General features: G+C 28.5%; 16 protein-coding genes. 1 reads left to right on the top strand and 15 read right to left on the bottom strand.

The window, feature by feature from the left end; all coding sequences use genetic code 11:
- Positions 1 to 22 precede the first annotated feature (22 nt).
- From M2214_RS07755 to M2214_RS07750, 3 genes are read right to left on the bottom strand one after another with little or no spacing between them, the layout of a single operon-like run.
- The gene (locus tag M2214_RS07755; protein WP_248484367.1) at positions 23 to 208 is read right to left on the bottom strand and encodes a Sec-independent protein translocase subunit TatA/TatB; all 186 of its coding nucleotides are present in this window, start codon (positions 206 to 208) and stop codon (positions 23 to 25) included.
- Between the two features lie 12 nt (positions 209 to 220).
- Positions 221 to 343 (bottom strand): hypothetical protein, encoded by a 123-nt coding sequence (locus tag M2214_RS18150; RefSeq protein ID WP_256466712.1) that lies wholly within the window; start codon positions 341 to 343, stop codon positions 221 to 223.
- Positions 316 to 1,539 (bottom strand): 4Fe-4S binding protein, encoded by a 1,224-nt coding sequence (locus M2214_RS07750; RefSeq protein WP_248484366.1) that lies wholly within the window; start codon positions 1,537 to 1,539, stop codon positions 316 to 318. The genes M2214_RS18150 and M2214_RS07750 overlap by 28 nt, the downstream gene beginning before the upstream one ends.
- A gap of 405 nt (positions 1,540 to 1,944) precedes the next feature.
- On the opposite strand from M2214_RS07750, the gene M2214_RS07745 reads away from it, so the two are divergent.
- Positions 1,945 to 2,844 (top strand): helix-turn-helix domain-containing protein, encoded by a 900-nt coding sequence (locus M2214_RS07745; protein ID WP_248484365.1) that lies wholly within the window; start codon positions 1,945 to 1,947, stop codon positions 2,842 to 2,844.
- 4 nt (positions 2,845 to 2,848) lie between these two features.
- Here the strand turns inward: M2214_RS07745 and tatC are convergent, their stop codons facing one another.
- From tatC to M2214_RS07685, 12 genes are all read right to left on the bottom strand, one after another.
- The gene (gene tatC, locus M2214_RS07740) at positions 2,849 to 3,583 is read right to left on the bottom strand and encodes a twin-arginine translocase subunit TatC (RefSeq protein WP_248484364.1); all 735 of its coding nucleotides are present in this window, start codon (positions 3,581 to 3,583) and stop codon (positions 2,849 to 2,851) included.
- Positions 3,584 to 3,609: 26 nt separating this feature from the next.
- A complete protein-coding gene (locus M2214_RS07735) occupies positions 3,610 to 3,792 on the bottom strand; it encodes a Sec-independent protein translocase subunit TatA/TatB (RefSeq protein ID WP_248484363.1) in 183 nt (60 codons plus the stop codon).
- 15 nt (positions 3,793 to 3,807) lie between these two features.
- Positions 3,808 to 4,509, bottom strand: a complete 702-nt coding sequence (locus tag M2214_RS07730; protein ID WP_248484362.1) for a demethylmenaquinone methyltransferase — start codon at positions 4,507 to 4,509, stop codon at positions 3,808 to 3,810.
- 6 nt (positions 4,510 to 4,515) lie between these two features.
- Positions 4,516 to 5,415 carry a prenyltransferase gene (locus tag M2214_RS07725; RefSeq protein ID WP_248484361.1) on the bottom strand — a complete coding sequence of 300 codons (900 nt, stop codon included), beginning with the start codon at positions 5,413 to 5,415 and terminating at the stop codon, positions 4,516 to 4,518.
- 50 nt (positions 5,416 to 5,465) lie between these two features.
- The gene (locus M2214_RS07720) at positions 5,466 to 5,852 is read right to left on the bottom strand and encodes a PaaI family thioesterase (protein ID WP_330651571.1); all 387 of its coding nucleotides are present in this window, start codon (positions 5,850 to 5,852) and stop codon (positions 5,466 to 5,468) included.
- A complete protein-coding gene (gene menC, locus M2214_RS07715) occupies positions 5,839 to 6,954 on the bottom strand; it encodes an o-succinylbenzoate synthase (protein WP_248484359.1) in 1,116 nt (371 codons plus the stop codon). Before menC ends, M2214_RS07720 begins: the two co-directional genes overlap by 14 nt.
- A complete protein-coding gene (menE, locus tag M2214_RS07710) occupies positions 6,955 to 8,298 on the bottom strand; it encodes an o-succinylbenzoate--CoA ligase (protein WP_248484357.1) in 1,344 nt (447 codons plus the stop codon). It abuts the gene before it with no gap.
- A 12-nt stretch (positions 8,299 to 8,310) separates the two neighbouring features.
- Positions 8,311 to 9,153, bottom strand: coding sequence for a 1,4-dihydroxy-2-naphthoyl-CoA synthase (menB, locus tag M2214_RS07705; RefSeq protein ID WP_248484355.1), 843 nt, complete (start codon positions 9,151 to 9,153; stop codon positions 8,311 to 8,313).
- Between the two features lie 28 nt (positions 9,154 to 9,181).
- Positions 9,182 to 9,973: a 2-succinyl-6-hydroxy-2,4-cyclohexadiene-1-carboxylate synthase gene (gene menH, locus M2214_RS07700; protein WP_248484354.1), complete on the bottom strand. Its 792-nt coding sequence runs from the start codon at positions 9,971 to 9,973 to the stop codon at positions 9,182 to 9,184.
- A gap of 9 nt (positions 9,974 to 9,982) precedes the next feature.
- Positions 9,983 to 11,626 carry a 2-succinyl-5-enolpyruvyl-6-hydroxy-3-cyclohexene-1-carboxylic-acid synthase gene (gene menD, locus M2214_RS07695; protein ID WP_248484352.1) on the bottom strand — a complete coding sequence of 548 codons (1,644 nt, stop codon included), beginning with the start codon at positions 11,624 to 11,626 and terminating at the stop codon, positions 9,983 to 9,985.
- Between the two features lie 16 nt (positions 11,627 to 11,642).
- Positions 11,643 to 12,647 carry an isochorismate synthase gene (locus tag M2214_RS07690; RefSeq protein ID WP_330651570.1) on the bottom strand — a complete coding sequence of 335 codons (1,005 nt, stop codon included), beginning with the start codon at positions 12,645 to 12,647 and terminating at the stop codon, positions 11,643 to 11,645.
- Positions 12,648 to 12,847: 200 nt separating this feature from the next.
- Complete coding sequence (locus M2214_RS07685; protein WP_248484349.1) at positions 12,848 to 13,690, bottom strand: polyprenyl synthetase family protein; 843 nt, start codon at positions 13,688 to 13,690, stop codon at positions 12,848 to 12,850.
- Positions 13,691 to 13,931 lie beyond the last annotated feature (241 nt).

Raw genomic sequence — 13,931 nt, 5'->3', positions numbered from 1 at the left:
TAGTTATTTATATATATTTTTTTTATTTACTTTCTTCTACTTTAGTAGCCTCTGTTATCGCCTCTTCAGCATCTTTTGCTGATTTCTTAAATTCACGTACTGTCTCTCCAAACGATTTTCCTATCTCAGGCAATTTTTTAGGTCCGAAAAATAAGAATCCAACAGCTAAAATAACCATTATTTCTGTACCACCTAGTCTTCCAAACATTATGTCACCTCCTTAATATTTCATAAATCCTGAATTCTGTAATATTAATATAATTTGGAATACCATTATTAATAAAATAAAAAAGCTTAAAATTACATCTTTCTTTGCTATGCTTTTATTTTCTCTTTCTTCCATAACTTAACTCCTTTATTTCTTAATTTTGTTATTAAATTAAATGTTAATCCTATTGGACAGAAATAGGTACAATAAAAACGATATTGGAATAAACTTATAAAAATAAGTATCGGTAAACTCATCCACATAATCGGTAATGCTGTCAAATTAAATATTGCTCCAAATGGATCATATGCTAATGCTTGAGTTTCATTAGTATAAAATACAATCATTAAAGCTAAATAAGCCAATGTCGGTGGAATTAATCTAAATATTTTTACAATCTTAGAATTTAACTTAATCTGTTTTAATCCACCAAATTTTAATATAACTTCTTGTGTTGCCCCAAATGGACAAATCCATGAACAATATAAATTTTTACCTGTAATTAATATAAGTCCAATTGTACCTGTAATTAATAAATACCACGAAACATTATTCATTGCTGGCCAATTTCCATTTAAGAATGAGTACAACATACCAAATGTTACAAACTTATTAAACTTAAAACCAAGTACTAAGGCTGTATATAACAAAATCCATTTACGATATTTATTAATTGACTTGATATAAACACTTAAAGCAGCGATTATATAAATTAGTAAAAGTGCTAATTCACTTAATCCAAATGTCATTTTATAAAATGGGTTAACAATATTTTCATCAAAATATTTACCCACCACAATAGTTGTTCCATCATTAACAGCTCTTGTTATAGCAGAAGATGAAATTGTTGAACCACTAACAGCATCAACTTTATTGTTAGTATCTATTCCTTCACTACTTCCTGCATATCCTATAGCATTATCAATATATATAGGCTCAAAAATAGATAATCCTATAAATTTTTCATTAAATTTACCTGATTCAACTTTATCAAAGAAAGCTGGTGTCTCCCCTTCTTTAACAACTTCTACTTGTTCTACATTTCCTTCGTTATTAATCATAGTCATAACTTCAATAGTTGACTGATATCCAACTTCTTCTGTAAAAGTTACAAAATAGAATTTATTAGGGTCGTTTTTTGTATATGCTTTAAAAATTAATGGTGATTTATTTATTTCTTCTGTTTTAACAATATTAGGATTTATTTTGTATATTTTTGATGAATAGTCCTCAACTTCATGACTAAAGAACATGGAATACGCACCAAATAGCAATAACGAAATAGCTAAAAATCCTAAATACAGTTCACGAATAGTCCATCTGTTTTTCATAATTACCTCCAATGAATACTAAAAAATATGTTTGTTAATACTAAAAAATATGTTTCTTAATTGCAAATACTTTCTGTTGACTAGATACATGTATAATTTTTGTTGATTTAGTGGTACACTTATAAATCTATAAGAGTTTTAAGAATTGAATGAGGTTTATATATATTCTTGTTAATCAAATAACATTTACTGGTTTATAAATTCATTATAATCTCATCAAATGAACATTGTCATCAAAAAGTGACAATAGTCATCGTAAAATGACAATAGTCACTTTTTACTACTGTTATGTTTTTTTACTATTGTCACTTTTTAGATTATGTATTATTATGTTATGTAATGTATAAATAATTCAAAATATACAAAAACACAAACTTTTCAATTCTATTTTATAAGGAGGATAAAATGGAAAAGACTAATTACTATACAAAAATAGGACCCCTCATCAAAGATCTACGCAAAAAAAGTAATATGTCTAGATCTCAACTTGCAGATGATATTTGTTCTGTTTCATATATTACTCGAATAGAAAATGGAGAGCGTTGTCCTAGTTCAGTTATATTAAGACAAATAACGAACAAATTAGGTATTACTCCAGAGTATTTATTTAGATTAATTGAATCATCTGGGTCTTTACAAGTGAATGAATTATTAAACCAACTATTCTTTAATGCTGAAAGACATGATTTTAAAAATATTTATAGATTAATAACTGAAAAAGAAAAAGAACTTGATGTTAAATCAATTCAAGATATACAGATAATCAAACTATTTAAATGTTTTAGTATGACCATGTTAAATCAAAATTATCAATTTGGAATAGGTGAAATAAAAAATATATTAAACCTTACTTATACTGAAGGAACAGTACCTAATGATATAGAATTCTCACTAATGTTTCTTTATGGTTTTTTTCTTTCATTAAATAATCAAAAAGAAGAGGCATATACTCATTTAATTAATATAAAAGAATATATTAAACATATAAAATTTCTTCATACTTATGCCATCATATCTAGATTTTATATGCATTTAATTTGTGTTTGCCTCGATATGTCAAAGCTAAAAGAATCATCTGAATACCTCGATTATGCTATTGATTACTGTAAAAAAAACAATACCCATACTATTTTGCCAGAACTATATTTTTTGAAAAGCGAATTATGTTATCGCTTGAAAAAGGAAACAGCATTTAAATCATGGTACAATCAAGCATTAAGGCTACATAAGTTGATTAAATATTCTGACGATGAACATTTCAATACATTTGTCCAAAATAGATTAAACAAATTAAAAACTAGCTAAATATTTAGCTAGTTTTTAATTTGTTTCTTCTTTTTCTCTCATTAACTTTGCATAGCAATATACTAATTTCATAAAGAAACGCTAAAGGAACTAAAGCAATTCCCATTGATATCGGATCTGGTGGAGTAATAAATGCACAAACAATTAATAAACCAAAATAAGCATATTTACGAATGACTTTTAGTAGTTGTGAACTTACCACCTGAATATATGAAAGAACAAAAACTAATACAGGAAATTGAAAAATAAGTCCAAAGTACAATAACATTTTGCTTAAAAAATCAATATATGTGTTAGCTCCCATAACAATATTCAAATCAGTGCTTCCTGCAAGTTGCTGAGAAAACCTAATATAGTATGGAACAAGAACAAAATAAGAAAATGCTATTCCTGATATAAAAAGAATAAAAATCATTGGAATGTATTTATATATAAACCTTCTTTCGCTTTTTGTTAATCCTGGTTTAAGAAATAACCATAACTGCATAATAAGGTATGGAAAAGAAGCAATAAAAGCTACAATTGATGCAATTTTAAGATGGAGCAATAAAGGATCTGTAATGTTGAATACATTCAAATCTACATTTACTAATGTAGATGTTAATGTAATAAAATCAAGAATTCTTGGAACAAAGGAAAAAGCAGTAACTAATGCAATAACAAAAAATATTAAAACTCTAATACATCGTTTGCGTATTTCTTTTAAATGATCCATCCATATTTCTTCATGATCTGTCATCTTATTCACCTACTTCTTATCACTTATTATTTTGTTACCGCTTCTTTTATCTCTTTTATTTCGTTATTAATTCCTTCTGTCTCTTTAGATATTTTTCTCACTGCTTCACCCGCTTTTTTACCTATCTCAGGAAGTCTCTTAGGTCCTAGAATTAAGTATCCAGCTACTGAAATTATAAGAATCTCTGTTACACCAATATTAAACACCATGTTTTTCCCCTCCTATTATTTGCCTTTTACTCCTATGTGTAAGGCTGCACAGCCTCCTACATAGGACTTTACTTTTACATTTTTAAAGCCTACCTTTGAAAATAAATCTTTTAATTCCTTTTTACTTAAAAATTGTTCAGTTGAATCATTTAACCACTGATATTCTTTTCTATGTTTTGAGAATAATTGTCCTATTCTTGGCATTATATTTTTAAAGTAAAACCAGTATAATTGTTTATAAATTGGAAAAGTAGGATGTGATGTATCTAAACAAGCAACCTTTCCACCAGGCTTTACAACACGCATCATTTCACTAATTGCTTTTTCATAATCAGGTGTATTTCTCAGCCCAAATCCTATAGTTACATTATCAAAAGTGTTATCTTCAAAAGGCAGATCCATGGCATTTCCATGAATAAACTCAACATTATCTAATTTATATTGCTCCTTTTTCTCTCTTGCAACAGATAGCATGTTCTCTGAAAAATCTAGACCGATAACACTTATTTTTTTATCAATTTCCGAAGATAACATAATGCTAAAATCACCTGTACCACAGCATACATCTAGCAATTTTGAATCTTCTACTATGTTTAGATGCTTAATAGTGTCTCTTTTCCATCTTTTATGCATATTAAAGCTAATTATGTCATTTAATTTGTCATAATCCTGTGAGATATTTTGAAACGTTTCATATACTTTTTCTTCTTTATTCATTTGTTTTTAGACACCTGCCTTAAACATGATTGAGATTAATAATCCAGTAATCACAGATAAATGATATTTTAATCCAACCTTACCTATAAGTCCCATTGTTCTTCCTTTTGTATTAACATTCTTATTATAAGATAAAAAATTTGAAACTGACTTATAAGGAAATAATAGAATAGTAAATACTAATACAGCTATAGGATAAATACCTATTAATATTAATACAAGCGTCAATACAATTAGCATTATTACATTAAAAACCCACAGTTTCTCAGAATTTTCAATGCCTATAAGTATTGGTAATGTTTTTCTTCCTGCTTCTTTATCCCCTTTTAAATCACTTAAATTATTAGATAATAGTATAGTCCCAATATATACTACAGTAGGAGCTGCTACTAATACTGTATTTAAATTAAATACACCTGAATGTATATAAATCACTGTTGTTGTTATACCAATCCCCATTGTCATTCCAGACACAATTTCGCCCATTGGAGTGTATGAGATAGGTAAAGGCCCAAAAGCATATAAAATCGAAATCATAACACCTACAACACCAACAAGTAAAATATTATAGCTTGTTCTGCTGGAAATAAAAATAGCAATTGTACAGGCAACAAGTTGATATATTAGTATGATAAACAAAACTTGTTTTGGAGTAATCTCACCACTAACTAAAGCTTTTTCATCCGCTTTTTCTTCACTATCTGCTCCACGTTTAAAATCAAAATAATCATTAATCATGTTAGTTGCACTTTGTATCAGCATCATAGAAATCATCAATAATATAAGATAAACCAAATTTATTTGTCCAAACTCATACCATGAATAAATTGACCCCAATAATACTGGAATAACCCCTGCAACAAGAGTTTTTATGTCCATTAATTTAATTATTGTCTTAAAACTCATTTTCTCACCTCTATTCAATTAAGCAAGTATATTCCATATTTTGTAAACAACTAGCGTTTATTTAGTTTAATAATAGAATTTGTAACTGTTATATGCGAAATTAATATATTATTTTCATCAAACATCTCAATGCTCCAAACATGAGAAGTTTTTCCGTTATGCATAATTCTCCCTTTTGCAATAATATAGCCTTCTATTTTTTTTGCTTTCATATGATTTGCAGTAATCGTTTGGCCTACTGCTACTTGATTTTTGTTTATTCTTTTATTTGACGCATAACCTGCAATTGTTTCTCCAAATGCTATTGTTGCACCTCCATGTAAATAACCAAACGTTTGATCATGAAACTGTGTTAAATTCATTTTAGCTTCTAGCTCATTATCATTTACTCTAATATACTCAATATTTAATCCTTCTATTAAATTAATGCTTCTCACCACCTATTTGGATGTAGTCAATTGTATAATTTTTTAATGTATTTTCATCAACCTCTACTCCTAAACCACAGCCTTTTGGTACTTTAATAATCCCATTTTCGGATGTGACTTCTGGTTTAATTAAATCTTTTTTAAAGTAACGCTTTGATGATGATAAATCTCCAGGGATATACGTATCTTTTAAGCTTGCTAAATGAACATGTAGTATTTTAGAAATACCACTTTCAAGCATACTTCCTATCCAGTACTTAATATTATTTTTTCTACATAATTCAATCATTTGCTTTGCGTAATACATTCCACCAATACGCCCAGCTTTTAAATTTACTACTTTCAAAGATTTTAACTCAATTGCTGTTTTTAAATCATCAATTGTTTCAATGCTTTCATCCAAGCATATAGGTGTATTCATCGCTTCTTGAAGTTTTTGATATTCTAGAAAATTCCCTGAATCTAGGGGTTCTTCAATACAAAGTAAGTTTAGTGAATCAAGCTTCTTTATCATTTCAATTTGTTCAATCTTATAACTTTTATTTGCATCTGCTAACAGTTGAATATCAGGATATTTTTCTCTAATAGCCCCTAATTTTATAAATCCGTCTTTTGGTTTAATCTTTATTTTAAAACGTGTATATCCCTGATTTTGATAATTATCAATTTGTTTAATAAGACTTGGAATATCTATATCTCCTAATGTAATTCCACCATATATTTCATTATTAGTCTCTTCATTAAATACAATATCCATAATTGGTTTTTTCTTACTCTTAGAGTACAAATCTACCAGAGCATTTTCTAAGCCTGCAAGTGCCATTGGATATGATAAATCAACCCATTTGTGTATATCAAATGGGTGTTTAATATCTTTATTAATCAGCTTTTGTATATATTTATTTATTAATACATTCTTAGAATCTCTCAATGTTTCATTTGTATAAAATGGTTCATTAAATGCAACTACTTCTCCATAACCACTATTCCCAAGTTCATCTACTGCTTTAATTATAATTGTCTCTCTATGATTTAGAGTAGTTTGTGATGATTTGAATATGAAATTTAATGGTATTTTAACATGAAAAAGTTCTATTCTATCAATTTTCATTTAATCAACCTCTTTTAAATTCTTTTTTAATATTTTACCTGATGCATTTTTAGGAAGCTCATCCAAATGATTAATTTCTTTTGGAAGTTTGTATTTTGCTATTTTATCTGAAAGATAGCTTAATATTGTATCTTTATCTAATGAAGATACAATGTATAGAACAGGAACTTGTCCCCATCGTTCATCTTTCTTTCCAACAACTGCACATTCATTTATTTTTGGATGTGAATATAATATGTTTTCAATTTCTTTTGGATAAATATTTTCTCCACCAGATATAATTATATTTTTTCTTCGATCAAGTATATACAAAAATCCATCTTCATCTATATAACCAACATCTTCTGTATTAAAATAATCAGAAATATTTTCTTTTCCAATATACCCATCCATTAACATTGGACTTTTAATTTGAACTTCACCTATTCCTTTTTCATCAGGATTTTTAATCCGAACATCTACTCCCCCAAGTGGTAATCCTACTGAATCAATTTTATCTGCATACTTTAATACTGAAAAAGTAGTAGATTGGCTTGTTGTCTCTGTCATTCCATAGGTTTTATATATAGGAATGTTTTTTATTATACTTTTTCCAACTAAAGGTTTTGGAATAAACTCTCCGCCTACCAAGACCACGCGTAAATTATGTTTTTTAACTTCATCAACAATTCTATTGAGCATAGTTGGCACAACTGATATCATATTAATTCTACTGATTTCAATTAACTTTATAACTTGTTCTTCATCAAATTTTTCTAATATAGTAATTTGTGTTCCATTGTATAAGCTTCTTATTAGTATAGCTAATCCGCCAATATGATACATAGGTAGTACAACAAGCCAATTGTCTTCATCTGTTAATCCAATACTTTTTTGTGATGCTTTTACATGAGAATAAAACTGTTTCCACCTAATAGGAACTGATTTAAACTCACCTGTTGTTGCACTTGTATTCATAATAACAGCAATTTTTTCTTCATTGAATTCCTCAACTAATTTTATATCTTCCTTTTCACTTTTATATACTTGATTAAATGATATAAATTTGTTGTTATAAGAAAATACTACTTCAATATTTAGTGTTTTTAATTGCTTTGTTATTTCCTCATCTGTAAGTCTTGTGTTTACCATCAATACTTCTTTTTCTAAATATTGAAGTGCTAAAAAGAAAATTGCCATATCAACTGAATTATCTGAATAAATTGCAACTCTTTTCTCATTTTTTACATATGGATATAGCTTTTTAGATAAATCGCCTACCCTCTCATAAACTTCTCCAAATGTTAGGTTATTAATAAACTTTTTATTTTTTTTTTCAAAACTATGTTTTTTAAGCCAATTCATCTTCTCACCTTTTTATGGATATTTAGGAAACTTATCAAAATCAGGCTTTCTTTTTTCTTTAAATGCGTCTCTTCCTTCTTTTGCTTCATCTGTTGTATAAAATAATAATGTAGCATCTCCTGCTAATTGCTGTAAACCAGCTAACCCATCTGTATCTGCATTAAATGATGCTTTTAAGAAACGTAATGCAGTAGGTGAATGCTCAAGTATTTCTTTTGCCCACTGTACTGTTTCTTCTTCTAACTTATCAAATGGAACAACAGTGTTTACTAACCCCATATCAAGTGCTTCCTTTGCAGTATATTGACGGCATAAATACCAAATTTCACGTGCTTTTTTATGACCAACCATACGTGCTAAATATCCAGCACCATATCCAGCATCAAAAGAACCTACTTTTGGTCCTGTTTGTCCAAATTTGGCATTTTCAGATGCAATTGTTAAGTCGCATACTATATGAAGTACATGTCCTCCACCAATTGCATACCCATTAACCATGGCAATAACCGGCTTTGGAATAACACGAATTAAACGCTGAAGATCTAAAACATTTAAACGTGGAATATTGTCGTCTCCTATATATCCTCCGTTACCTCTTACCTTTTGATCTCCTCCAGAACAAAATGCTTCTTTATCTTCACCTTGTCCATGATTTGCGCCTGTTAACACAATAACTCCTACATTATTATCTTCACGAGCTATTGTAAAAGCCTCAATCAATTCCATGATTGTCTTAGGACGAAATGCATTACGTACGTGTGGACGATTAATTGTAATTTTAGCAATTCCATCATATGTTTCATAAATAATGTCTTCGTAGTTACGATCTAACTCTTTCCAAGGAAACTTATTCATATTAACACTCCTTTTAAAATTATTTTATTTATAAAAATTCACTTAAAGCCTTAACAAATGCATTAGGATCTTCAATATGAGTATTGTGCCCTACACCATTTATTGTTTTGTGATTTATATTTAAATTTAATTTTTCAAAATCATTACCCACTTTTTTGTATTTTTTATCATATTCTCCGCTAATATATAATACAGGCATGGATAAATTAACTATTTTATTTTTCAAACATGGGAATTTACCTTGTCCTGTACATATTAATGTATTTGAAAGTGCGTAACCTTCATTTAATAAACGCCTTTTTCTTATACCATCAATAATATCTTCTGGTAATTTTCTTTGTGAATCAAAAATACTTAAATTCTCCCAATATTCATTGAACCACTCAACTCCATTTTTTCTTATATCTTTGGCTAGATTTAATTCATTTTTGCGTCGTTTTAATCGATTTATAAACCCACATTCACCATAAGATGCACTTTCTAAAATAAGTTTATCTATTTCATTTGAATAAGTTAGTGCATAGGCAAGTGCAATTCTACCTCCCATAGAGTAACCTAGCATTGAATATTTATTAAAGCCTAATTTATGGATTAAATTATTTAAATGTTTTATCATTACTTTCAAGCTATAGTACTTACGAGAAAGTGGTTTATCACTTTTTCCATGTCCGATAAAATCTATAAATATTAACTGATAACCGTCTAATTTAATTAATTTCCATGTATTTACATTTTCAGAAAAACCATGTAAACAAATAAGTGGTTTACCTTCACCTTTTATCTGAATGTGATATCTAATATTTTCAATTTCAATAAACATCATACCACCCTATAATGTTGTATATTTATCATGTAATCCCTTACTTAACTGTGAATCAATTTTTACTTCAATCAATTTAATTCCTTCTAACGATATTGCTTGATTGAAAACACTTTCAAATGAATTATAGTCCTCTGCTTCATAATATGTTACATCATACAAATGTTTTGTACCTTCAAAATTCATACCATGTTGTGTTAAGAATAAATAGTCAAAATGCTTTTCTTTACTCTGTGGTAAATACCTAAATATTCCTCCACCATCATTATTAAGTAATATAATAGTCAAATTCAAATTGTGTGTTTTTCCAATTAATAATCCATTTAGATCATGGTAAAAGGATAGATCCCCTGTTAACAAAACAGTTGGTTTATCTGATGTAGATACACCTAGTGCAGTTGAGATAGTACCATCTATTCCATTTGCCCCTCTATTACACAATATTTTTATTTTTTGATTTTTTGATTCAAAAAAGTAATCTACATCTCGAATCGCCATACTATTTGAAATAACTAACCTACTTTCCACTCGCATCATATTTTGTATCTTCTGAATCAACTTTCCTTCAAATAAGTTTGTTTCATTATTTACACTATTCAATTGTTTTCGCATTTTTTTCTGATATTTTATCCATTTACCTAAATACTCTGTATTACTGTTTTGTATACGAATAGAATTGGCAAACACTCTTGGTGATGAAAGAACATATTTTTGAGTAGATAAAGATGGATTACGATATTCGAATGTCTCATCAACTTGAATGTATAAAGCATTTTTATGCATAGACAAGAATTGGTGTAAACGTTTTGAAATAGGAACTTGCCCAAAATGAATGATATATTCAGGCTTTAATTCTTTTTTTATCTCATCATCTTTTAAAAATGCATCATAACTATCAATAATTATATCTTTTGAATAATTTCTTAAATTTGAAATTGGATCAGCTAGTATAGGTGCTTTTAACCTTTCTCCTAACTTCAATACTTCTTCATGATAATTTGAATAAGCATCCCCACCACAAATTATAAGTCCATTCTTATTTTTAAAAATCAAATCGTCAATGGAAAATTCAACTTCGCCTTTTATATACTCAAATTTATTTTTATAACGTCCTATAGTAAAATCCAAGTTATCCCAATCTGGAATTAAAGGTTCACGAATCGGTACGTTAATATGAGATACCCCATATCCTTTTGTCATAGAAATTGAATATGCTTTTTGCATAACAGCTCTTACATAGGAACACATATTTTCTTCAGGTAATGATAATTCTTCATAATATTTTGTATAATCGTTAAATATTTTATTTTGATCAATTGCCTGAGGTGCTCCAACATGACGCAATTCATGTGGTCGATCAGCTGTTAAAATAATTAATGGTATTCTTGAATATTTTGCTTCAACAATTGCAGGGAAGTAGTTTGCAACTGCAGAACCTGAAGTACAAACTAATACAACAGGTCTTTCGTATTCTTTTGCGATACCAAGTGCAAAGAAAGCAGCTGATCGTTCATCTATATTAATAAAAGTTTTAAAATCATGTTCACAAAATAATAAAGACAATGGTGTAGATCGTGAGCCTGGACTAATTACAACTTCACGCACACCTAATTGGTACAACTCATCAACTAACGCTGCAAAATAATTTGTCATTGATTTCACCACTTTACTATAAACTTTCAATTATGGTTCTTAATTTATTTTTAGTTTCAATGTATTCAATCTCACAATTCGATTTATCTACTATACCACAGCCTGCATATGCAAAAACCGTGTTTTCTTTAATAAGTGCAGATCGTATTCCTGCTACAAAAACTCCATCTCCATTTCCATTCATTATGCCTATTGGAGCTGCATACAATCCTCTTTCATGTTTTTCATACCTTCTAATTAATTCTAATGCTGTGTTTACAGGATTCCCTCCCATTGCAGGTGTAGGATGTAGTCGTCTTGCCCACTGCAACAGTGAACTGTTTTTGTCCTTTGCATAAATAGGTGTGTACAAATGATGTAAATTTCTAAGTGTTAAAATTGTTGTCTCATCTATAGTAATCTCCTTAGTGAATTTTTTCACAACATTGGATATTGAATCAATAACAATTTGATGTTCATAACGATTTTTAGAATCATTTAGAAGCATTATTTTTTGAAGCTCATCATCTTTTTCACTTCGTTCAATAGTACCTGCTAAAGCATAACTTAAAATATTATTCTTTTCTTTTTGAACCAGAATTTCTGGTGTTGCACCTAAAAATGTTTTTCCATCTTTAAAATAGGCAAAAACAAAATCATTTTTATTCTTATCCAAGAGATTTTTTAGTATACTTTCTACATTTACTAAAGTGTCACACTGAATTTTAATTTCTCTTGAAATAACAACCTTGTTTACTTCTTGTTTTGATATTTCATTATTTATACTATAGAATAATTCATTCCAGTCCTTATAATCATTTTCTGAGTATTTGTAAGAATGCTTAAAAATTTTGACTTCCATATTTTCTATTTCAACTAAATCTTCAAAATAATAAAGAGTCTGTTTTCCGTCTTTTTCAACAAGATAGTATTCAAATGCAACAGTTTCATTTCCAAAGTCTTTCCACTTTTCATCTTTAATTGAGTCAAAGAATGTCATTGATGAAAAAGTATACAAATAATCTTTTAAATCTTCTTCCATAGAAATAGTTTTTAAGCGTTTAGCACCCAATATAAACTCTTTCCTTATGGGGTTATAAAATAAAAAACGTTCTTCATTTTTAAAATGATTCCAGAATGAAAGCCGATTATCTAATTCAATTTGTTTTTCCTTATATTTCAAATTATCAACCTCCAATCTAAGAAAATAAATGCCCTAATATAAAAATATTAGGCCATTTATTAAACATTCATAATATAGTCCACTAATCCACATAAATTCTGCTTATATACAGAATCATCTAATCCACTAACCGATTCTTTTGCTTTTGATGCAAAATTCCAAGCATCATCTATAGTTGCATGCTTTAGTCCATTAGGGTCATCGTCCATATAATCATCTTTTATTTGATATGCCATTCCTAAATTCAATCCAAAATTCTCTAAGCTTTTCAATTGACTTTCTGTGGCTCCTGCTAAAGATGCTCCTAATTTACAACAAATACTCATAAATAACGCAGTTTTTCCTTCAATAACTTTGAAATAATTTTCACGATTTAAGCTTCCTTTTGCCTGTTCAATTTCAGCAACACACATTTTAAATCCAAGATTAGCTATATCTTGCGAATATTCTCTAGGAAACAGGTTTGACATTATCGAATATGCACTAGAATATAAGGTATCTCCCGCTAATACTGCTATTTTATTACCGAATACATTATTTAGTGTTTTCTGACCACGTCTAGTTAAATCCTCATCAATAATATCATCATGAACTAAGCTTGCACTGTGTAAAAGTTCAAAGGCTAAGGCTAATTGTACAAGATTGTTATCATTTATATCATCTTGCTTTTTTACAGCGCCTGCTGATAAAAATGTTAATGCAGGACGAAGATGCTTCCCTGAATTTTTAAAAAAATATCCGAATAATTCATTAATACAAGGAATACCAGCATCACTAAATAAATTATTTAGTTCATCTTCCATTTTGTTAATTCTTTGGTCGATTGGCTCATAAATCTCCTTAAGTTTCAATCTAATTCCCCACACTTTCATAATACTTTTTATAATATTTATTAAATTCATATTAAGACTACATTACCGTATAATCATTTCGACTAATCTACAAAATCAATAAAACTACCGCTCTAACCCAGTATGAGTCTAAGTCTCTTCAAGTGCTACAACAGTTTGTTTATTAAAAGTTTAACTATTCTAATGTCTTTTATCAACACTTTTTGACTATTGTCACATTTAATCGACAATTGTAATAATTGGGATCAATAGTCATCTTATTTTAAATTTTAATATGCACAAAAATATTTCC

Source organism: Tepidibacter aestuarii (assembly GCF_934924865.1).
Taxonomy (GTDB): Bacteria; Bacillota; Clostridia; order Peptostreptococcales; family Peptostreptococcaceae; genus Tepidibacter_A; species Tepidibacter_A aestuarii.
This window is presented reverse-complemented; position numbering and strand designations above follow the sequence as displayed.